The sequence below is a fragment of the Streptomyces sp. H27-H1 genome, from assembly GCF_026627445.1.
Taxonomy (GTDB): domain Bacteria; phylum Actinomycetota; class Actinomycetes; order Streptomycetales; family Streptomycetaceae; genus Streptomyces.
In genome coordinates, this window is sequence record NZ_JAPNLJ010000012.1 from 1 (window position 1) to 19,724 (window position 19,724).

Sequence of the window (19,724 nt, forward strand, 5' to 3'; positions counted from 1 at the left end):
CGGAGGACCACGACCCGTACTGGCCGTACCGGCGGGGTCCGACAACGCAGGGGGCACCTCCCAGCGGTAGCTGGGGGAGAGGTGCCGTGCCGGGCGCCGCGACCCGGCAAACCTTTCCGGTCACAGCACTAGGTCGGCGAGCCGGGCCCCGGGGCCCGGCTCGCCGCGGGCAACGCGTGCGGGAGGCGGGTGCGTTGGCGGGAGACGGGCCGTAGGAGGATGGGCGGCGGGCCGCCGCCTTCGCCGGGGCCCGCCGACTTCTGCCGGAGGTGCCGTATGGACGCAGCCCACCCCCACCCCCACTCCCTCGTGCCGCCCGGTCCGCTCGTCGACGGCGACTGGCTCGGGGAGCGCCTCGGTACACCCGGACTCGTCGTCTTCGACGCCTCGGTCGGGGCGCACCGCGACACGGACCGGCGCATTCCGGGGGCCCGCCCCTTCGACCTCGACGGCGCGCTGTCCGACCACACCGCCGCCGCCCCGCACACCATGCCCGGCCCCGCGGCCTTCGCCGGGGCCATGCGCGCACTCGGCGTCGACGACACCAGCACGGTCGTCGCGTACGACGGCGCCGGGATCTACTCCAGCGCCCGCGCCTGGTGGATGCTGCGCGCCATGGGCTTCGAGAGGGTCGCCGTCCTCGACGGCGGGCTGCCCGCGTGGCTCGCCGCCGGGCGGCCCGTGGAGCAGCGCCGACCGGAGTACGAGGGCCCCCGCGGTTCCTTCACGGCCCGGCCCCGCTTCGGGCTGCTGGTGGACGCCGCCACCGTGTCGGCGGCCCTGGCCGATCCGGCCGCCGCGGTGCTCGACGCCCGTACCCGCGAACGCTTCGCCGGCACCGCCCCCGAGCCCCGCCCGGGCCTGCGCGGGGGCCACATGCCGGGCGCGGCGAGCCTCCCCTTCGGCGAACTGCAGCGCCCCGACGGCCTGATGCGCCCCGCCGCGGAGCTCCGCACGGCCTTCGGCGCGGTGGCGGGGGAGCGGGAGCGGCTGTACTTCAGCTGCGGATCGGGGGTCACCGCCTGCGTGCTCGCACTCGGCGCCGACCTCGCCGGGTACGAGAACCTCGCGGTGTACGACGGCTCCTGGAGCGAGTGGGGCATGCCGTCCCCGGACCGGCCGGTCGTACAGGGGAGTTAGGGATCCGGAGCCCGTCTTCGGATCAGGCCGGGCGGGGGTTACGCCCGGGCCGGACGGGGGCCCCATGCCCCCGCGGCCCCGTACGGGCACGATCGACGCCATGACCACGAAGACGCGCCCGCACGTCAAGAAGGCCACCACCACCGCCACGTACACCGCCGCGGCGCTGGCCGCCGGACTGCTGCTCACCGGCTGCTGCTTCGGCTCGCTCGTCTCCGGCGGAGGGCCCGGCAAGACAGCGAGCGCCGATACCGCGGTGGCCGGAACCGTCACCGCGGTCGAGGTGGCGGACGCCCGCAGCGGATCCATCGAGGTGGTCGCCGCCGAGAGCAGCAGCGGCCGCGTCACTGTGGCGGGGGTGGCCGCGGCCGGCCTCGCCACCTCCTCCGGCTCGGTCCGGGCGGACCGGATCGCCGGCCCGCTGAAGGTCCGCACCTCCGCGGGCTCGACCTCCTCCGGCAGCCGCGGCATCACCCTCCCGGGACCCCGACCGCCGCCTCCCGCCTCGTGGTGCGCACCGCGTCGGGCGACATCCGGATCTCGGCTTCCTGAGCACGCGCGCGCCACCGTGGACCGGGGCCCCCGGCGGGTCCGCGGGCCTCTCCCCCTCCTGTTCGCCCCCGGCGAACGGCCGTTGGGGAACATTGGGGCGCGCACGTGCATTGAGTCGGCATAGCTCAACTTCACTGCCGGAGGGAAGATCATGGCTTCGACGTCCGTAACGCTCACCCTGCCCGTGCTGCCGCTTGACGACGAGGTCGTGCTGCCCGGGATGGTGGTCCCGCTGGACCTGTCCGACGCCGAGGTGCGGGGCGCCGTGGAGGCCGCGCAGGCCGCCGCCGCGGAGGGCAAGCCGCAGGTGCTGCTCGTACCCCGGGTCGACGGGAGGTACGCCGCGACCGGGGTGCTCGGGACCGTCGAGCAGGTGGGGCGGCTGTCCGACGGGGATCCGGGGGCGCTGATCCGGGGGCGCGGGCGGGTCCGTATCGGGGCCGGTACGACCGGTCCCGGTGCCGCGCTCTGGGTCGAGGGCGAGACCGTGGACGAGGCCGTCCCCGATCCGCTGCCCGGAGCCGTCACCGAGCTCGTCACCGAGTACAAGGCACTCGCCACCAGCTGGCTCAAGAAGCGCGGGGCCTGGCAGGTCGTGGACCGGGTGCAGCAGATCGAGGGGGTCGGCGCCCTCGCGGACAACTCCGGCTACTCCCCGTTCCTGACCGTCGAGCAGAAGGTGGAGCTGCTGGAGACGGCCGACCCCGTCGCCCGGCTGCGGCTCGCCGTCAAGGCGCTCAGCGACCACCTCGCCGAACAGGACGTCGCCGAGTCCATCGCCAAGGACGTCCAGGACGGCGTCGAGAAGCAGCAGCGCGAGTTCCTGCTGCAGCGCCAGCTGGAAGCCGTACGCAAGGAACTGCGCGAGCTCAACGGGGAGAAGGACGGGGAGGAGTCCGACGACTACCGGGCCCGCGTCGAGGCCGCGGACCTGCCCGAGAAGGTACGGGAGGCCGCCCTCAAGGAAGTCGACAAGCTGGAGCGCTCCAGCGACCAGTCCCCCGAGGGCTCCTGGATCCGCACCTGGCTGGACACCGTGCTCGAACTGCCCTGGAACGAGCGGACCGAGGACGAGTACGACATCCGGGGCGCCCGGGCCGTGCTGGACGCGGAGCATGCCGGGCTGAGCGACGTGAAGGACCGGATCACCGAGTACCTGGCGGTGCGCAAGCGCCGCTCCGAGCGCGGGATGGGTGTCGTCGGTGGGCGCAGGGGAGGGGCCGTGCTGGCCCTCGTAGGCCCTCCGGGAGTCGGAAAGACCTCCCTCGGGGAGTCCGTGGCCCACGCCATGGGGCGCAAGTTCGTCCGCGTGGCCCTCGGCGGAGTCCGCGACGAGGCCGAGATCCGCGGGCACCGGCGTACGTACGTGGGCGCGCTGCCCGGCCGGATCGTACGGGCGATCAAGGAGGCCGGGTCCATGAACCCGGTCGTCCTGCTCGACGAGATCGACAAGGTGGGCTCGGACTTCCGTGGAGACCCGGCGGCGGCGCTGCTGGAGGTCCTCGACCCCGCCCAGAACCACACCTTCCGGGACCACTACCTGGAGGTGGAACTGGACCTGAGCGACGTGGTGTTCCTGGCCACCGCGAACGTCCTGGAGGCCATCCCCGAGGCCCTGGCCGACCGGATGGAACTGGTCCGCCTCGACGGCTACACCGAGGACGAGAAGGTCGTCATCGCCCGCGATCACCTGCTGCCCCGGCAGCTGGAGCGGGCCGGCCTGGGCGCGGAGGAAGTGGTCCTGGAGGAGGACGGCCTGCGCAAGCTGGCGGGGGAGTACACCCGGGAGGCGGGCGTACGCACCCTGGAGCGCTCCATCGCCCGGCTGCTGCGCAAGGTGGCCTCCCAGCACGAACTGGGGGAGCGCGAGCTGCCGCTGCGGATCGGCGCCGGCGATCTGCGGGAGCTCATCGGACGGCCGCACCACGTACCGGAGTCCGCGCAGGATCCGGCCGAGCGGCGCACCGCCGTACCCGGCGTGGCCACCGGCCTCGCCGTGACCGGGGCGGGCGGTGACGTCCTGTTCGTCGAGGCCTCGCTCGCCGATCCCGAGACGGGCGCGGCCGGGCTCACGCTGACCGGCCAGCTCGGAGACGTGATGAAGGAATCGGCGCAGATCGCGCTCAGTTTCCTGCGCTCGCACGGCGCCGAACTGGAACTCCCGGTCGCCGACCTGAAGGACCGGGGCGTGCACATCCACTTCCCGGCGGGCGCGGTGCCCAAGGACGGTCCGAGCGCGGGCATCACGATGACGACGGCGCTGGCCTCGCTGCTGTCGGGGCGCCAGGTCCGCACGGACGTGGCCATGACCGGCGAGGTCTCGCTGACCGGGCGGGTACTGCCGATCGGCGGGGTCAAGCAGAAGCTGCTGGCCGCCCACCGGGCCGGGCTGACCACCGTCATCATCCCGAAGCGGAACGAAGCCGACCTGGACGACGTGCCGGCCGAGGTACTGGAGGGGCTGTCGGTGCACCCGGTGACGGACGTACGCCAGGTCCTGGAGCTGGCCCTCGTCGCGGACACGGTCCCGGCAGCCGCCGTGGCCTGATCCGGCGGGCCGGGGGCCCGGGTGTCCCGCTCCGGCGGGGCCCCGGGTCCCCGGCGTACCCGCTGCGAAATACTGGCGGCCCACACACCAGCGAAGGAGCGGGCCGTGCACGGGACCGAAGACCAGGAGTTCCTTGCCCTGGAGCGGGAGCTGTCCGTCTTCCTCCGGCGGGCCCGGGCCTCCTCCGGGGAGATGGCCCGCGCCCTGCACCCGGAGCTGGAGCCGGCCGCCTACGGGCTCCTCGTACGCCTGGAGGCCGCCGGGCGGCAGCGGGCCACCGAGCTCGCCGCGTACTTCGGGGTCGGCAAGGCCACGATGAGCCGGCAGCTGCGGGCCCTGGAGGTGCTGGGCCTGCTGGCCCGCGAGCCGGACCCGGCGGACGGCCGGGCCTTCCTGGTCGGGCTCACGGAAGAGGGCCGGGAGCGCTTCCTTCGGGTCCGCGGCGCCCGGCGCGAGCAGTACATGCGCAAGCTCGCGGACTGGGACCGCGGCGAAGTGGCGGAACTGGCGCGGCTCCTGAACCAGTTGAACGCGGGCGCGGAGTAGCAGGCGGAGCCTGCCTCACGACCCCGGCCCCTCACGACCCCGGCCCCTCACGACCCCGGCCCCTCACGACCCCGGCCCCTCACGACCCCGGCCCCTCACGACCCCTACAGCTCCGCATAAGCCGCCGACGCGTCGTCGTGGCGCTTGCCGCGGGAGTGCGACCGGTCAGGGTCCGATTCCAGTGTGCGGACCCGGTCGATCAGGGACTGCGCACCCTCCTTGCTCAGCACCGCCAGGCACTGCGCCCAGTCGCCCTCCCCGAAGGTGTCCGTCCAGCGGCTGGCCCCGTCCGTGAGCGCCGCCACCGCCCGGACCTGCGCGCGCGGCGTCCGCCCGGTCACCGCCCGGGCTGCCACCGCCGGGTCCGCGGCGGCGGTGAAGAAGCCGCCCTCCGTGTTGCGCAGCGCGTCGGCGGAGGCTTCCGTACGCAGCCGCTCGCGCGGGATCCGGTCCAGCCGGTCGTCGAGGACCGCGCGCACCCCGCCTCCGGGAGCCTGGAGGAGGAGTACGGAATCCGAGAGCACGAGGTGTTCGACGCAGGACTCGTCCCAGCGGACCACGACCACCGTCGCCTGTGGCGTCCGGACGTGAGAAAGGTCACACGTGTGGCGATGGGTGTCCGCGGTGGCACCGATGGCCTCGGCAAGAACGCGGTCGAGGGGCATGTCCCGGCGCGATCCGGACAGTTCGGTCAATCGGCCACCCAGCCGGGCCGCGAACCACGGCACTCCGTGCGCGCATCCGACGTCGCCCGGCGGCGGCGTGACCCCGTCGAGGGCGACCAGGACTCCGCCGCCCGAGGCGGGAATCGCGGCCGACAGCCAGTCCTCGTTGGGGCGTTCCGGATTGCCGGGGGCGGATGAGAGATCGATGCGCATGCGGACATTCTGCCCGCGCGGCACTCCGTAAGGGGGAAGGCCCGGTGAAGGTCCGTACCAAATGGGGTGGGTGGGCCGGAAGAAGCCCCTGGGGCCAGCGGGGTGACCGGCGGTATGTGGGCGGGCATCCTGCCAAAAGCCGCATCCATCTTTCAACCACCCGTCCATGGCCGGGCTCTGACACCCGATCGACGAGTTGGTCGCCAACTCCTCCGTACTGTTCACTCCTTCGTGTGGCCGGGCGGGCGATGCGCAGCCCTCTCCCCAACGCACTGCGAGGGTCTGAGGCGGTGCTGCGGTACGGCACGGCGGTACAACGAGGGCGGGGGACCGTCACGCGTTGACCGGCCGTCACCCGGCCCCGCACGAGCAGACGCACGCAAGCAGCAGGCAGCAAGTAACAGGCAACAAGCACGAGCAGCACACGTAAACAGGATTGCGAGCACCGGTGCAGAAGAAGCGGCCTCGGAAGAACGGCACCGCCGCGAACGGCACCGCACCCGACGGCCCGGTCGCCGCGACCGCTCCCGCGGGGCGTCGCGTCCGCGTGCGTCGCAGGCTGGTCATCGGGGTCGCCGTGGCCGGGCTCGCCGTCCTCGCGGCGGGAACGCCCGCCGTCCTGTCCGCCTCGGCGGACCTGAACGACTCCCAGCGCCTGGTCACCCTCGCCGACCGGAGCCGGCAGACCCTCACCCTGGCCCACCTGGTCGCGGACGAGCGCGACGCCGTCACCGCGTACGTGGCCAAGGGCCGCTCCGGCGGCGCCCAGGGCGGGCGGGCCGCGGTCCGGGAACGCGCCGCGGGCACCGACCGCCAGCTCGCCGAGGTCCAGGCCGACGCCGACGAGGAACTCGCCCTCGCCCTCGGCCGGGTCGACGCCGTCCGCGCCGAGGCCGTCGAGGGCAAGGGCAGCGCCCTCGCCGCCCACCAGGCCTACTCCGGCGTCATCGCCGAACTCCTCGCACCGAGCGGCCGGCTCGCCGAACTGACCCCGCCGCGCGCCACGGACGCCCTCGTCACCACCCGCCCGATGGCCCCCCTCGGCCAGGCGGTGGAGCAGGCCTCCGCCACCCGCGGACTACTGCTCGCCGCGCTGTCCGTGCCCCGCGGTGAGCAGCAGACGGACGCCGCCGCCGTGGACGAGCTCGCCGCCGCCGCCCAGCGGGCGCGCGTACAGGAGCAGGGCGCGCTCGACGATTTCGCGCGGGCCGCGCGCCCCGACGTACGCCAGGGTCTCGCCGCCACCGTCACCGGACCCGAGGTCAAGACCGCCGACGACTACCTCAAGCGGCTCACCGACCGGCCGACCCTCTCCACCGCCGACCGCAAACTCGATCCCGCCACCGTCGGATCGGCCCTCACCGCCCGCGTCGACCGGATGCGCTCGGTCGAGGCCACCCTCGCCGGCCAACGCGCCACCAGCCTCGCCGTACTACGGGACGACGACGTGACCGCCCTGGAGGTCATGCTCGCCTTCCTCGGCGTGCTGTTCCTGGTCACCCTCGGCATCTCCACTGCCATCGCCCGCTCCCTGACCCGCCCGCTGTCGGTCCTGCGGCGCGGCGCGGCGCGGCTGGCAACGCCGGAGGGCTCGGTGGAACCGGTCCGGTTCACGGGCCGCAACGACGAGTTCGCCGAGGTGGTGCGCCACCTCAACGCGGTACGCGACCAGACGGTCTCCCTGCACACCCGCATCGCCGGACTCGACGCCGACCGGCGCCGCCTCGTCGGCCGCACCGAGGCGCTCTCGGCCGGCCGGGAGGCTCTGGAGGACGAACTCTCGCAGCTGCGGGCGGGGCTGGAGGAGCACCGCCGCATCATGTCGACCACCTCCGTATCGCTGTCCCTGCGGACCCTGGGGCTGGTCGAGCGCCAACTCGCCGTCATCGAGGAACTGGAGTCCGAGGAGCCGGATCCGGACCGCCTCTCCACCCTCTTCAAGCTCGACCACCTGGCGACCGTGATGCGCCGCCACAACGAGAACCTGCTCGTCCTCGCCGGCCAGGAACACGGCCACGGCCAGGGCCTGCCCGTGCCGCTGGTCGACGTCATGCGGGCGGCGGTCAGCGAGATCGAACGCTACGAGCGCGTAGACCTCGGGGCGCTGCCCTCGTACACGCAGGTGGCCGGGCACGCGGCCGACGACATCTCGCACGTACTGGCGGAGCTGCTGGAGAACGCGACGACCTTCTCGCCGCCGGACGCCAAGGTGAAGGTGTCCGGATGGCTGCTCGACTCCGGCGACGTGGTGCTGTCCGTCGTCGACGAGGGCATCGGGATCACCGGGGACCGGCTGGCCACGCTGAACCAGCGGCTGGCCACCCCGGAGGCGTACGACGAGGAGCCCGAGTCGGAACACGGCCTGGGCCTCGGCCTGTACGTCGCCGGGCGGCTCGCGGCCCGGCACGGGGTGAGCGCGGAGCTGCGCACCTCGCGGAACAACGGCACGGAGGCCCTGGTCGTCGTACCGGCGGCGCTGCTGCCCGCCACCCCGCCGCCTTCACCGGTCCACACCCTGGGCGCGCCGGGCGCCCCCGCGCTGCACCTGCCCGGGGTGATCGCGGAGGCCAACGAGAACACACTCCCCTTCCGCGTACGGGGCCCTGCCGCCGCCCACACGACCGACGCCCCGGCGGCTCCGGCCGAGCCGGAGCCCGCCCCCTTCGGCTTCCCCGAGCCGGAGCCTGCCCCCTCCGGTTTCCCCGAGCCGGAGCCTGCCCCCTCCGGTTTCCCCGAGCCCGAGCCCGCGCACGAGACCGCGCAGGCTCCCGCCGCGGAGCCGCCCGCCCGAGTGGCTCCGGAGCCCGCTCCGGCGGACTTCGCGCCCCCGGCCGGGCAGCTGCCGCCCACGGAGCAGGTGTTCCGCGTACCGGCGCAGGCCGAGGTGCCCGCCGAGCAGGTATTCCCCGAGCAGGCCCCGTCCGGGACCCCGTCCGGGGAAGTCGTCACCGACAAGGGGCTGCCCAAGCGGACTCCCCGTGTGGTGGCCGCCGGGCGCGGGGACGAGGCACGCCCCGAGCCGGGCCGGGTGGACGCCGGGGAGCTGCGCCGCCGTCTCGGCGGGTTCTACCGGGGCGCCCAGGACGGCCGGCGCGTCGTGGAGGCCGAGCTCGCCCAGGAACGGCAGGACCCGCCGCAGGACCGACCGCAGGACCAGGGGCAGACCGACCGGGGGGACACCGCACAGGAGGCACGCACATGAACGCGTCCAGTACGTACGGACTGAGCACCCAGGCCCGCAACCTTCAGTGGCTGCTGACCGACCTCGTGGAGGAGGTCCCCGGGGTCAACTCGGTGGCCGTGGTGTCCTCGGACGGGCTCCTCCTGCTGTCCTCCGATCCGGTGGCTCCCGACACACCCGACGGACCCGCCCGCCCGACGGGCCCCCGCGGCGCGTCCGCCGATCTCGCGACCATCGTCTCCGGCCTCGGCTCGCTCACCACGGGCGCGGCCTCCCTGATGGACGGCGGCGCGGTCAAGCAGACGATGGTGGCCATGGAGCACGGCTCCGTCTTCGTCATGTCCATCAGCGACGGCTCGCTGCTCGGCGTACACGCCACGCCGGACTGCGACATGAGCGTCGTCGCCTACCACATGGCCTTGTTCGTGGGCCGCGCCGGCCACGTCCTGACCCCCGAAGTCCGCAGTGAGCTGCGCCAGTCGATGGAGAACACCTCGTGAGGAGTCCGGCCTCCGACCGGCTGCCGATACGCGGCGCCGATCGCCGTCCCGCCCGCGTACGCCCGTATTCCCTGACGGGCGGACGCACCCGCTTCACGCAGATCCTGCACGTCGAGACCTTCGTCGCGGCCCTGGACACGAAGGTGTCCGAGCCGCAGCGGTCCGACCGGATGCCGGAGATGCCGGCGATCGTCGAGCTGTGCCGCCGCATGCGCACGATCGCCGAGATCGCAGCCCTGCTGAAGCTTCCGCTCGGCGTGGTCCGCGTCCTGGTCAGCGACCTCGCCGACCAGGGCAGGATCCGTGTCTACGGGACCGGGCACGGCAGTGGCCGTCCCGACCGCGCTCTGCTCGAAAGGGTGCTCAGTGGGCTCCGCCGTCTCTGAAACCGGCCTCTTCTTCCCGAATCCGGATTCGCCTCTGGACCCGAGTCAGGCCCCGCGCAAGGACCTGCAGGCCAATGCGGATCAGGACCCGGACGACTCCGTACAGCCCTGGCAGTACGACCGCTCGCGTGCGCCCGTAGCCGTGAAGGTGCTGGTGGCGGGCGGGTTCGGGGTGGGCAAGACCACCTTCGTCGGGTCCGTCTCCGAGATCCGGCCGCTGCGTACCGAGGCGGTGATGACCGAGGCCGCCGCTCCCACCGACGACCTGTCCGCGACCCCGGACAAACACACCACCACCGTCGCCATGGACTTCGGGCGCGTCACCCTCGACGATGACCTCGTCCTGTACGTGTACGGGACGCCCGGCCAGGAACGCTTCTGGTTCATGTGGGACGACCTGGTGCGCGGCGCCGTCGGCGGGATCGTCCTCGCGGACACCCGGCGGCTGCGCGACTGCTTCCCGGCGCTCGATTACTTCGAGAGCTGCGGGCTGCCGTACGCCGTGGCCGTCAACCACTTCGAGGGCACGCCTTCGTACGAACCGGACGACGTGCGGGAGGCGCTGACCATACCGGCCCGCGTACCCGTCGTGATCATGGACGCGCGGAGCCGGGTCACGGTACTGGAATCCCTGATGACCCTCGTGGGCCACGCCCTCGACTCGACTCCCGAATAGAGAACGTGCAGATGCGCAAGATACTCGTCGTCGGCGCCGGCCAGTCCGGTCTCCAGCTCGCCCTCGGACTCCAGTCGAAGGGGTACGAGGTCACCCTCATGTCCAACCGGACGGCGGACGAGATCCGTACCGGGCGGGTCATGTCCACGCAAGTCATGTTCGACACGGCGCTCCAGCACGAGCGGGACCTCCAGCTGAACTTCTGGGAGCAGCAGGCACCGAAGATCGAGGGCCTGGGCGTCTCGGTCGCCGCCCCCGACGGCAGCCGCGCCATCGACTGGCTCGGCAAGCTGAAGGGCTTCGCCCAGTCCGTCGACCAGCGCGTGAAGATGGCCGGCTGGACCGACACCTTCGTGCAGCGCGGCGGCCAGCTGGTCATCCACGGCGCGTCCGTCTCCGACCTGGACTTCTTCTCCCGTACCCACGACCTGGTGCTGGTCGCGGCCGGCAAGGGCGAACTGGTCTCGCTGTTCGGCCGGGACGCCGCCCGCTCCCCGTACGACGCCCCGCAGCGCGCGCTCGCCGTGTCCTACGTGCACGGGCTGGCCCCGCGCCCCGAGCACCCGGAGACCGAAGCAGTGCGCTGCAACCTGGTCCCGGGCGTCGGCGAGCTGTTCGTGATGCCGACCCTGACCCTCTCCGGGCGGGCCGACATCCTCTTCTGGGAGGGGATCCCGGGCGGACCGCTGGACGCCTTCGGCGGTGTGAAGGCCCCGGCGGAGCACCTCGCGCTGACGCTGGAACTGATGGAGCGGTACACGCCCTGGGAGTACGCGCGGGCGACGAAGGCGGAGCTGACGGACGCGGGCGCCACGCTCGCCGGGCGGTACGCCCCCGTCGTCCGCAACCCCATCGGCCGGCTGCCGGGCGGCGGCCTGGTGCTGGGCGTGGCGGACGTGGTCGTCACCAACGACCCGATCACCGGTCAGGGCTCGAACTCCGCCGCCAAGTGTGCGGCCTCGTACCTCTCGTCGATCCTCATGCACGGGGACAACCCGTTCGACGAGGCCTGGATGAAGGCGACCTTCGACAAGTACTGGTTCACCAGCGGCAAGCCCGCCACCCAGTGGACGAACGCCATGCTCGGCGTCCCGCCGGAGCACGTGCTGAACCTGATCGGCGCGGCCGGGCAGCTCCAGCCGGTGGCGGATCGATTCGCCAACGGCTTCGACAACCCGGCCGACTTCGACGCGTACTTCTACGACCCCGAGGACGCGGCGGACTACCTGGCCGAGGTCGCGGGTTCCGTCTCCGCGGAGTAGCCGCTGTCGTCCCCCGCCGACGCGCCCCCGGGCAGCGGCGGCGGGGTGAAGCGGGTCAGCGGCGACCCGTCGGGGTCGGGCCGTACCGCGCCGAGCAGCGGATTCGCCGCGATCGGCGAGACCTTGACCTTCGCCCCCGGCCGGGGTGCCTGAATGACCTTCCCGTCTCCCACGTACAGGGCCACGTGGGTGGCGGTCGGGAAATACACCACCAGGTCACCGGGGCGCAGTTCGTCGAGGGGCACCTTCGGCAGCTGCGCCCACTGCTCCTGGCTGGTCCGGGGGATGTCGCGGCCGGCCTGCGCCCACGCCTGCGAGGTCAGCCCCGAACAGTCGAAGGAGGCCGGCCCCTCGGCCCCCCAGACGTACGGCTTGCCGATCTGGGCGGTCGCGTACGTGAGGGCCGAGCCGCCGGCGGCGGTGGGGGTACGGGGCCGCGTGCCCAGCTTCCCCGACTCGACCAGCTCCCGCTGCGCCCCGGCCGTCTGCTCGGCTTCGCGCGTGCCCAGCTCGGTGAGCTGGGAGGGAGTGAGGGCGGCGAGCACCCGCTCGACCTCCTTGAGCTGCGTGGCGGCCTCGTCCTTGCGCTTCTTCCTCTCGGCGGCCAGCTTCTCTTCGGAGTCCAGGGCCTTGCGGGCGGCGGTGGCGAGCGCGCCGGCCTGCTGCTCGCCCCGGGCGAGCAGGTCCAGCGCGGCGGCCCGCCGGGCGCCCTCCCGTGCCGCGACCCGGCGCTGGTCCAGGGCCCCTTGGGGGTCACCGGAGAACAGCATCCGGGCGTAGGGGGAGAACCCGCGCGACCCCTTGTACTGCTCGCGGGCCAGCCGCCCCGTGGTGGCCTGGGCGGCGGTGACGGCGGTACGGGCCTTGCCGAGCTCGGTGCTGAGCCGGCGCTCCTCGCTCCGGCGGGCGGTGAGGGCGGTGTCGGCGGCGTTGTAGGCCTCGGCGGCCTGCTCGGCCTGCTGGTAGAGGCCCTGGAGGCGGGTGAGGAGGATGCCTACGGGTTCGTTGGGGGTGGCGGGTGCGTCCGGGGTGGCGGGGGCCGCGGGTGTGTCCGGGGCGTCCGGAGCTGCGGGTGCGGCGAGAGCGTCCGGGGCCGTGGGGGCTGCGGGTTCGGCGTGGGCGACGGGGAGCGGGCCGGCCGTGACGAGGGCTGCGGCGAGGCACGCGGCGCGAAGCAGCCGACGTCTGCGTCGACGTGACATGGGGTCACCTCCAGGCGGCCGATGCTGCCATGCCCGGTATGACAAATCGCCCAACCGGGACGGCCGTGCCGTTCCGCTCACCCGGTCGGCCTACGCGCGGACCTGGACCTGCCGGAGCTGCTGCGGTCCGCCCTCGTGCTGGTCGTCGTCGACGGCCTCCCCCGGCCGGTCGCCCCGCCGAAGCGGGGAGAGGCGTTCGCCAGGGGCGAGGAGGAGGGGCCGGCGGGTGACGGCCGGCTCAGCCGGACAACAGACGGGCCTTGGCCGCCGAGAACTCCTCGGGGGTAAGGAGGCCTTCGCGGGCCAGGGCGGCCAGCTGGGTCAGGCGGTCCGTCAGATCGCCCCCGGGGGCGGCCGTTCCCGGGGCTTCCGAGCCTCCCGGACTTCCCGGACCTCCCGAGGCTCCCGCGCTTCCCGGACCGGCGGACGGCCCCGGGCGGTCACTGGCGGCCGTCGGGGGAGCGGGGGCCGCGCCCGGGGTCGTACTCCGCGCCGCGGTCCGGTCCGCACCGTCGGGGGTGTGGGGGGCGTGGGGGGTATGGGGGGTCTCCGGCGAATGCCGGGCCGCGTCCCAGACGTAAGCCCCGCGGGCCAGGATTCCGCGGAGCAGGGGGTGTCCCGTCGGGCGCATGGACGGGTTGACCACCGAGCCGATGGGGCGGATGAACATCAGGCCACCCCCAGCCGGTCGGCCGGGAGGCGGACCGCTCCGGCGATCCGGCCACCCGCCGCGCGGACGGCGATGGCGGCGTCCTCGGCCCATACGTGCTCGATGACCAGGAGGAGGGCGCAGCTGCCCCGGTCCATCAGTTCGGCCGATTCCCTGACGTCCTCGGGGCCGATCAGCGGGGCCGCCTCCCGGTGGGCGAGCAGGCCCCGGAGTTCGACGAACTCGTCGAACTCCGCCGACAGCACCTGGCCGCCCGCGGTCTTGGTGGCCACCAGCCCGTCGATCAGCCGCACGACCCCGGCCTTGCGCAGCCCCATCACAGCCTCGACCGCCGCGACCCGCAGCTGTTCTTCCGGAAAGGCCAGGACGATGAACTCCGCAGGTCCCATGGAAGGAGACTCCTGATCCGCTACTTCACTTCCGACCGGTTCTGACGACTCTTCGGCACACTATGACATAAGCGGACATACGGCCCGGCTCCTTGCTACGTTTCCCGTATGACCGCTCTGACGGCGAAGGTGACGGAGCCCGCCCCGCCACCGCCACCCGACGCCCGTGCGCCCAAGCGTCGTGGAGTCGAGCTGTCGCTGCTCTTCGGCGCCGTTCTGATCGCCGTCCTCGGCCACCTCTATGTGGGGATCACCACCACCGGCCGCATTCCCGCCCCCGCCGCCCACTACGCCGCCGGCCTCGCCGTCGCCGCGCTCGCCGCCCACCTGGCCGTCCGCCTGTGCGCCCCGTACGCCGATCCGCTGCTGCTCCCGATCGCCGTCCTGCTCAACGGCCTCGGCCTCGTCCTCATCCAGCGCCTCGACGTCACCACCCCCGGCCATGCCACCGCAGGTGACCAACTGCGCTGGTCCGCCCTCGGGGTGGCGCTGTTCGTGCTCGCCGTCGGGCTGCTGCGCGACCACCGGGTGCTGCAGAAGTACGCCTACCTGTCCGTCGTCATCGCGCTCGGGCTGATGCTGGTGCCCGTCTTCTTCCCGGCCGTGAACGGCGCGCACATCTGGATCCGGTTCGCCGGGCTCTCCTTCCAGCCGGGGGAGTTCGCCAAGATCCTGCTCGCCGTCTTCTTCGCCTCCTACCTCGCGGCGAACCGCACCGCCCTGGCCCTCACCGGGCGCACCCTCTTCTGGAAGCTGAGGCTGCTGCCCGGCCGGGTCCTCGGCCCGATCCTCGCCATCTGGCTGCTCTCCGTCGGCGTACTCGTCCTGGAACGCGACCTCGGGACCTCGCTGCTGTTCTTCGGCCTCTTCGTGATCATGCTGTTCACGGCCACCGGCCGGATCGGCTGGATCGCGATCGGGCTGCTGCTCGCGGCCGTCGGCGCGTACGCGGTCGGGACGTTCGAGCCGCACGTGAACAGCCGCGTGGACGACTGGCTGAATCCTTTCGCCTCCATCGAGCGCGGCGACGGACCCGGCCAGCTCGCCCAGTCCCTCTTCGCCTTCGGGGCCGGCGGGCTGCTCGGCGCGGGGCTCGGCCACGGGCAGTCCTTCCTCATCGGGTTCGCCGCCAAATCGGACTTCATCCTCGCCACCGCCGGGGAGGAGCTCGGCCTCGTCGGCCTCACCGCGATCCTGCTCCTCTACGGGCTCCTCGTAGCCCGCGGGTTCCGCGCCGGGCTGGCGCTGCGCGACCCCTTCGGCCGCCTCCTCGCCACCGGACTCGCCTCGATCGTCGCGCTCCAGGTGTTCGTCATCGCGGGCGGAGTCACCGGCCTGATCCCGCTGACCGGCATGGCGATGCCCTTCCTCGCCCAGGGCGGCTCCTCCGTGGTCACCAACTGGATCATCGTCGCCCTCCTCGTCCGGCTCAGCGACAGCGCCCGCAGGCCCCGACCGGCCGAGGAGGCCGAAGCGTGATCCGCTACATCCGCTGGTGCGCCTACTTCTGCGCCCTGCTGCTCGTCGCCCTGCTGGTCAACGTCGGCCGCGTACAGGTCTGGGAAGCCGCCGGGTACGGCGCGAACCCGGCCAACAAGCGCCCCGCCATCGAGCGCTACGCCGAACCGCGCGGCGACATCACCGTCGACGGCCGCCCCGTCACCGGCTCCCGGGACAGCCGCCAGCTGCTGCGCTACGAGCGCACGTACAAGAACGGCCCGCTCTACGCGCCCGTCACCGGCTTCGCCTCCCAGACCTACGGGACCAGCTTCCTGGAACGCGCCGAGGACCCCGTCCTTTCCGGCACCGCCCCCGGACTCTCGGCCTTCCCGCTCTGGTACGAGCTCTCGCGCGGCCGCCCGGGCGGCGGAAACGCGGCCACCACCATCCGCGCGACCATGCAGCAGGCCGCCTACACCGGGCTCGCGGGCAAGCGGGGCGCGGTCGCCGCCGTGGAGCCGGCCACCGGCAGGATCCTCGCGCTGGTCAGCAGCCCCTCCTACGATCCCGCGGTGCTCTCCGGCACGGGGCCGAAGGTCAAGGGGGCCTGGGAGGAGCTCAATGCGGACCCCGCCAAGCCGATGCTCAACCGCGCGCTGCGCGAGACGTACCCGCCCGGCTCCACGTTCAAGATCGTGACGGCCGCCGCCGCCCTCGACGCCGGCGTGGTCACCGACGTGGACGCGCCGACCCAGACCCCGGACCCGTACCCGCTGCCCGGCACCAGCACCCTGCTTCCGAACGCGGGCACAGGCTGCGTCGACGCCTCGATGGCGGACGCGGTGCAGTGGTCGTGCAACACGGTGATGGCGAAGATCGGCGTACAGGTCGGGCTGCGCGGGATGACCGGGGCGGCGCGGCGGTTCGGGTTCAACGACAGCGGGCTGCGGGTGCCGGCCTGGGTGTCGCGCTCGAACTTCGACACCGACATGAGCCCCGACCAGCTGGCCCTGTCCTCCATCGGGCAGTTCAACACCAAGGCCACCCCGCTGCAGATGGCGATGGTGGCGGCGGCCGTCGCCAACGGCGGAGAGCTCAAGGCCCCCTACCTGGTGGACCGCACGACCCAGGACGACGGAGACCCGGTCCGCCGCACCGACCAGCGCAGCCTCGGCCGGGCCATGACCCCGCTGACCGCGATGCGGATGCAGGAGCTGATGGTGAAGGTGGTGGAGAACGGCACGGGCCGCAACGCGGCGATCCCCGGAGCCGTGGTCGGCGGCAAGACCGGTACGGCCCAGCACGGCGTCGGCAACGCGGGCACCCCGTACGCCTGGTTCATCTCCTGGGCCAAGCCGGAGGGCGGCCGACCGCCGGCCGTCGCGGTCGCGGTGGTCGTCGAGGACGCCTCGGCCGTCCGCGGGGACATCAGCGGCAACGGCGCCGCCGCACCGATCGCCCGTGCGGTGATGGAGGCGGCCCTGTCCACCCCGTGAAACGGTCCACGGGAGGCGGCAGTTCCGTGACTACGGTGAGGGATGACCCACGAACTGGCACAGGTGAACATATCCCGGCTCAAGTACCCCCTCGACTCCCCGGAACTGAAGGACTTCGTCGACGGCCTCGACCACGTCAACGCCGTCGCCGACGCGGCCGAGGGGTTCGTCTGGCGGCTGGAGGGCGAGGGGGGCGACGCGACCGGCGTGCGGGTCTTCGACGACGAGTGGATCATCATCAACATGTCCGTCTGGCGTGACGCGGACTCCTTGAACTCCTTCATGTACGCGGGCCGGCACCGGGAGCTGATGGCGCGCCGCCGCGAATGGTTCGAGCACGTCAAGGAGGCCATGACGGCCCTGTGGTGGGTTCCATCGGGCAAGCGCCCCACGGTCGCGGACGCCGAGGAACGCCTGGTCCACCTGCGGGAACACGGCCCGTCCCCGCACGTGTTCACCCTCCGCGAGCAGTTCCCGCCGGCGTAACGCCGACACGGCGTGGCCGCCCGCCCCGCCGGCGCATTGCCCGGGGCGGGGCCCGGGCAGCCGGCACGCCCGCTCCGCCGGGCTACCCGTCCGCGCCCTCCGCGACGGCCTGCGCCACCTCCGCCACCCGCTGCTCCTCCTCGGCCGCGAACCGCTCCCGGTCCAGGGCCTCGGCCATCTCCTCGTCCTGCCTCATCAGCAGGTCGAGGTTGGAGTTCCCCATCTCGAAGACGCCCATGTCCAGGTAGGCCTTCTGCAGCCGCTCGCCCCACAGCCCGATGTCCTTCACGCACGGCACGATCCGGCTGAACAGCAGCTTGCGGAAGAGCGCCAGGAACTCCGACCGCTCGCTGAACTCCTCGGCCTCGACGCGGGAGATGCCGAAGTTCTCCAGCACCTCCACCCCGCGCAGCCGGTCCCGCATGAGGTAGCAGCCCTCGATCACGAACTCCTCGCGCTCGCGCAGTTCGGCGTCCGACAGCTGCTTGTAGTAGTCGCGCAGGGCCATCCGCCCGAACGCCACGTGCCGTGCCTCGTCCTGCATCACGTAGGCCAGGATCTGCTTGGGCAGCGGCTTGTTGGTGGTGTCGCGGATCATGCCGAAGGCGGCCAGCGCGAGCCCCTCGATGAGCACCTGCATGCCCAGGTACGGCATGTCCCAGCGGGAGTCGCGCAGGGTGTCGCCGAGCAGCCCCTGCAGGCTGTCGTTGATCGGGTAGAGCATCCCGATCTTCTCGTGCAGGAACCGTCCGAAGATCTCCGCGTGCCGGGCCTCGTCCATGGTCTGCGTGGCCGAGTAGAACTTCGCGTCGAGGTCCGGCACCGACTCGACGATGCGTGCCGCGCACACCATCGCGCCCTGTTCGCCGTGCAGGAACTGGCTGAAGTTCCAGGCGCTGTAGTGCCGGCGCAGCTCGCCCCTGTCCGCTTCCGTGAGTTTGGCCCAGTGCCGGGTGCCGTACAGCGGAAGCGCCTCGTCCGGGGTGCCCAGCGGGTCGTACGGGTCCACCTCGATGCCCCAGTCGATCCGCTTGGCGCCGTCCCACTGCTTGTCCTTGCCCTTCTGGTAGAGGGCCAGCAGCCGCTCGCGGCCGCCGTCGTACTCCCAGCTGAAGCGGGCGTTTCCGGAGGCGGGGACCGGCCAGACGGTCTCGCCCGGATCGTTGGTGTAGAGCTCGTGCGTCGACACTGACGCCCCCTCGTCTCACGTACTGCCGTACAGGACAGGCCAGTTGGCAGCCGGGCTGCGGCCTCGGGCGTGCCGTTGGCAGCGTCACACGTTGGTAGACGCGCGGTCAACAAGTCGTGCGAGGGGGATTGACGGTCTTGCTGACAGGCAGTCTCATAAGCGTTGAACTCCGGTAGGCGTGGAGGTGACCGCCGCCGCGACCGCCGCCGCAACCCACTCGTGAGGTGTCCGAAGCCATGACGACGACGACCGACAGGGCGGAGCCGCGCAGGGAGCTGCGCGATGCGCTCGGCCTGCTCAAGGACCGTGAACAGATAGCCGAGCGACTCCTGGAGTCCTCGGTCAAGCACTCCTTCGACCCGGACAAGGAACTCGACTGGGACGCCCCGCCCATCGACGGCAAGTACTACTGGCCGCCCGAACTGCTCTCCCTGTTCGACACCCCGCTCTGGAAGAAGATGGGCGAGGAGCAGCGCATCGAGCTCTCCCGCCACGAGGCGGCGGCGCTCGGCTCGCTCGGCATCTGGTTCGAGATCATCCTCATGCAGCTCCTGGTCCGGCACATCTACGACAAGTCCCTGACCAGCAACCACGTCCGGTACGCGCTCACCGAGATCGCCGACGAGTGCCGCCACTCGATGATGTTCGCCCGCATGATCAAGACGGGCGGCGCCCCCGAGTACCCGGTCTCCCGCGCCAACCACAACCTCGCCCGCGTCCTGAAGACCGTCTCCACCACCCCCGGCTCCTTCGCCTGCACCCTCCTCGGCGAGGAGGTCCTCGACTGGATGCAGCGCCTGACCTTCCCGGACGAGCGCGTCCAGCCCCTCGTGCGCGGAGTCACCCGCATCCACGTCATCGAAGAGGCGCGGCACGTCCGCTACGCCCGCGAGGAACTGCGCCGCCAGATGCTCACCGCCCCGCGCTGGGAGCAGGAACTCACGCGCGTCAGCTGCGGCCAGGCCGCCCGCGTCTTCTCGCAGGCCTTCGTGAACCCCCAGGTCTACGACAACATCGGCCTCGACCGGCACGAGGCGCTCGCGCAGGTCAAGGCGAGCGGCCACCGCCGGGAGGTCATGCAGTCCGGAGCCAAGCGGCTCACGGACTTCCTGGACGACATCGGTCTGATGCGCGGAGTCGGCCGCAAGCTCTGGAAGAGCTCCGGCCTCCTGGCCTGAAGACC

General features: G+C 72.7%; 18 protein-coding genes. 13 read left to right on the forward strand and 5 right to left on the reverse strand.

Going from position 1 to position 19,724, the window contains the following annotated elements; genetic code table 11:
* The first annotated feature begins 276 nt into the window (after positions 1–276).
* The 4 genes from OTB20_RS15225 to OTB20_RS15240 all read left to right on the forward strand — a co-directional run bounded on the left by OTB20_RS15225 (position 277) and on the right by OTB20_RS15240 (position 4,786).
* Positions 277–1,140, forward strand: a complete 864-nt coding sequence (locus OTB20_RS15225; RefSeq protein ID WP_267817907.1) for a sulfurtransferase — start codon at positions 277–279, stop codon at positions 1,138–1,140.
* A gap of 100 nt (positions 1,141–1,240) precedes the next feature.
* A complete protein-coding gene (locus OTB20_RS15230; protein ID WP_267817909.1) occupies positions 1,241–1,816 on the forward strand; it encodes a hypothetical protein in 576 nt (191 codons plus the stop codon).
* A 27-nt stretch (positions 1,817–1,843) separates the two neighbouring features.
* Positions 1,844–4,240 carry an endopeptidase La gene (gene lon / locus OTB20_RS15235; RefSeq protein WP_267817910.1) on the forward strand — a complete coding sequence of 799 codons (2,397 nt, stop codon included), beginning with the start codon at positions 1,844–1,846 and terminating at the stop codon, positions 4,238–4,240.
* A gap of 105 nt (positions 4,241–4,345) precedes the next feature.
* Positions 4,346–4,786, forward strand: a complete 441-nt coding sequence (locus tag OTB20_RS15240; protein ID WP_267752026.1) for a MarR family winged helix-turn-helix transcriptional regulator — start codon at positions 4,346–4,348, stop codon at positions 4,784–4,786.
* 104 nt (positions 4,787–4,890) lie between these two features.
* Here the strand turns inward: OTB20_RS15240 and OTB20_RS15245 are convergent, their stop codons facing one another.
* On the reverse strand, positions 4,891–5,664 hold the full coding sequence (locus tag OTB20_RS15245) for a hypothetical protein (RefSeq protein WP_267817911.1): 774 nt from the start codon (positions 5,662–5,664) through the stop codon (positions 4,891–4,893).
* A gap of 448 nt (positions 5,665–6,112) precedes the next feature.
* Here OTB20_RS15245 and OTB20_RS15250 point away from each other — a divergent pair, with 448 nt between their 5' ends.
* From OTB20_RS15250 to OTB20_RS15270, 5 genes are read left to right on the forward strand one after another with little or no spacing between them, the layout of a single operon-like run.
* Positions 6,113–8,866 (forward strand): nitrate- and nitrite sensing domain-containing protein, encoded by a 2,754-nt coding sequence (locus OTB20_RS15250; protein ID WP_267817913.1) that lies wholly within the window; start codon positions 6,113–6,115, stop codon positions 8,864–8,866.
* Positions 8,863–9,345, forward strand: a complete 483-nt coding sequence (locus tag OTB20_RS15255; RefSeq protein ID WP_267817915.1) for a roadblock/LC7 domain-containing protein — start codon at positions 8,863–8,865, stop codon at positions 9,343–9,345. Before OTB20_RS15250 ends, OTB20_RS15255 begins: the two co-directional genes overlap by 4 nt.
* Positions 9,342–9,731, forward strand: coding sequence for a DUF742 domain-containing protein (locus tag OTB20_RS15260; RefSeq protein WP_267817916.1), 390 nt, complete (start codon positions 9,342–9,344; stop codon positions 9,729–9,731). The genes OTB20_RS15255 and OTB20_RS15260 overlap by 4 nt, the downstream gene beginning before the upstream one ends.
* On the forward strand, positions 9,712–10,407 hold the full coding sequence (locus OTB20_RS15265) for a GTP-binding protein (RefSeq protein WP_420716401.1): 696 nt from the start codon (positions 9,712–9,714) through the stop codon (positions 10,405–10,407). The genes OTB20_RS15260 and OTB20_RS15265 overlap by 20 nt, the downstream gene beginning before the upstream one ends.
* Before the next feature lie 11 nt (positions 10,408–10,418).
* Positions 10,419–11,669 (forward strand): styrene monooxygenase/indole monooxygenase family protein, encoded by a 1,251-nt coding sequence (locus OTB20_RS15270; RefSeq protein ID WP_267817918.1) that lies wholly within the window; start codon positions 10,419–10,421, stop codon positions 11,667–11,669.
* On the opposite strand, the gene OTB20_RS15275 is transcribed toward OTB20_RS15270, so the two are convergent.
* The 3 genes from OTB20_RS15275 to OTB20_RS15285 form a co-directional block, all read right to left on the reverse strand.
* Entirely contained in the window at positions 11,630–12,871 is a 1,242-nt protein-coding gene (locus OTB20_RS15275) for a C40 family peptidase (protein ID WP_267817920.1), read from the reverse strand. The two genes, OTB20_RS15270 and OTB20_RS15275, sit on opposite strands and share 40 nt — an antisense overlap.
* Before the next feature lie 238 nt (positions 12,872–13,109).
* On the reverse strand, positions 13,110–13,541 hold the full coding sequence (locus tag OTB20_RS15280; protein WP_267817922.1) for an SHOCT domain-containing protein: 432 nt from the start codon (positions 13,539–13,541) through the stop codon (positions 13,110–13,112).
* Positions 13,541–13,930: a DUF6325 family protein gene (locus OTB20_RS15285; protein ID WP_267752034.1), complete on the reverse strand. Its 390-nt coding sequence runs from the start codon at positions 13,928–13,930 to the stop codon at positions 13,541–13,543. The genes OTB20_RS15280 and OTB20_RS15285 overlap by 1 nt, the downstream gene beginning before the upstream one ends.
* Positions 13,931–14,038: 108 nt before the next feature.
* Here OTB20_RS15285 and OTB20_RS15290 point away from each other — a divergent pair, with 108 nt between their 5' ends.
* The 3 genes from OTB20_RS15290 to OTB20_RS15300 are packed head-to-tail and all read left to right on the forward strand — an operon-like array spanning position 14,039 to position 17,352.
* Positions 14,039–15,409 (forward strand): FtsW/RodA/SpoVE family cell cycle protein, encoded by a 1,371-nt coding sequence (locus tag OTB20_RS15290; RefSeq protein ID WP_267817924.1) that lies wholly within the window; start codon positions 14,039–14,041, stop codon positions 15,407–15,409.
* The gene (locus OTB20_RS15295; protein WP_267817925.1) at positions 15,406–16,866 is read left to right on the forward strand and encodes a penicillin-binding transpeptidase domain-containing protein; all 1,461 of its coding nucleotides are present in this window, start codon (positions 15,406–15,408) and stop codon (positions 16,864–16,866) included. Before OTB20_RS15290 ends, OTB20_RS15295 begins: the two co-directional genes overlap by 4 nt.
* A gap of 42 nt (positions 16,867–16,908) precedes the next feature.
* A complete protein-coding gene (locus tag OTB20_RS15300; protein WP_267817926.1) occupies positions 16,909–17,352 on the forward strand; it encodes a DUF3291 domain-containing protein in 444 nt (147 codons plus the stop codon).
* An 82-nt stretch (positions 17,353–17,434) separates the two neighbouring features.
* Here OTB20_RS15300 and OTB20_RS15305 read toward each other — a convergent pair whose 3' ends face one another.
* The gene (locus OTB20_RS15305) at positions 17,435–18,541 is read right to left on the reverse strand and encodes a ferritin-like domain-containing protein (RefSeq protein ID WP_267817927.1); all 1,107 of its coding nucleotides are present in this window, start codon (positions 18,539–18,541) and stop codon (positions 17,435–17,437) included.
* A gap of 236 nt (positions 18,542–18,777) precedes the next feature.
* On the opposite strand from OTB20_RS15305, the gene OTB20_RS15310 reads away from it, so the two are divergent.
* Positions 18,778–19,719, forward strand: a complete 942-nt coding sequence (locus OTB20_RS15310) for an AurF N-oxygenase family protein (RefSeq protein ID WP_267817928.1) — start codon at positions 18,778–18,780, stop codon at positions 19,717–19,719.
* The last annotated feature ends 5 nt before the right edge of the window (positions 19,720–19,724 follow it).

Excerpts from the sequence above, each read along its gene's own strand:
- OTB20_RS15225 (WP_267817907.1), top strand. The coding sequence starts at position 277 with ATGGACGCAGCCCACCCCCACCCCCACTCCCTCGTGCCGCCCGGTCCG.
- OTB20_RS15230 (WP_267817909.1), top strand. The coding sequence starts at position 1,241 with ATGACCACGAAGACGCGCCCGCACGTCAAGAAGGCCACCACCACCGCC.
- lon (WP_267817910.1), top strand. The coding sequence starts at position 1,844 with ATGGCTTCGACGTCCGTAACGCTCACCCTGCCCGTGCTGCCGCTTGAC.
- OTB20_RS15245 (WP_267817911.1), bottom strand. The coding sequence starts at position 5,664 with ATGCGCATCGATCTCTCATCCGCCCCCGGCAATCCGGAACGCCCCAAC.
- OTB20_RS15255 (WP_267817915.1), top strand. The coding sequence starts at position 8,863 with ATGAACGCGTCCAGTACGTACGGACTGAGCACCCAGGCCCGCAACCTT.
- OTB20_RS15270 (WP_267817918.1), top strand. The coding sequence starts at position 10,419 with ATGCGCAAGATACTCGTCGTCGGCGCCGGCCAGTCCGGTCTCCAGCTC.
- OTB20_RS15275 (WP_267817920.1), bottom strand. The coding sequence starts at position 12,871 with ATGTCACGTCGACGCAGACGTCGGCTGCTTCGCGCCGCGTGCCTCGCC.
- OTB20_RS15280 (WP_267817922.1), bottom strand. The coding sequence starts at position 13,541 with ATGTTCATCCGCCCCATCGGCTCGGTGGTCAACCCGTCCATGCGCCCG.
- OTB20_RS15285 (WP_267752034.1), bottom strand. The coding sequence starts at position 13,930 with ATGGGACCTGCGGAGTTCATCGTCCTGGCCTTTCCGGAAGAACAGCTG.
- OTB20_RS15290 (WP_267817924.1), top strand. The coding sequence starts at position 14,039 with ATGACCGCTCTGACGGCGAAGGTGACGGAGCCCGCCCCGCCACCGCCA.
- OTB20_RS15300 (WP_267817926.1), top strand. The coding sequence starts at position 16,909 with ATGACCCACGAACTGGCACAGGTGAACATATCCCGGCTCAAGTACCCC.
- OTB20_RS15310 (WP_267817928.1), top strand. The coding sequence starts at position 18,778 with ATGACGACGACGACCGACAGGGCGGAGCCGCGCAGGGAGCTGCGCGAT.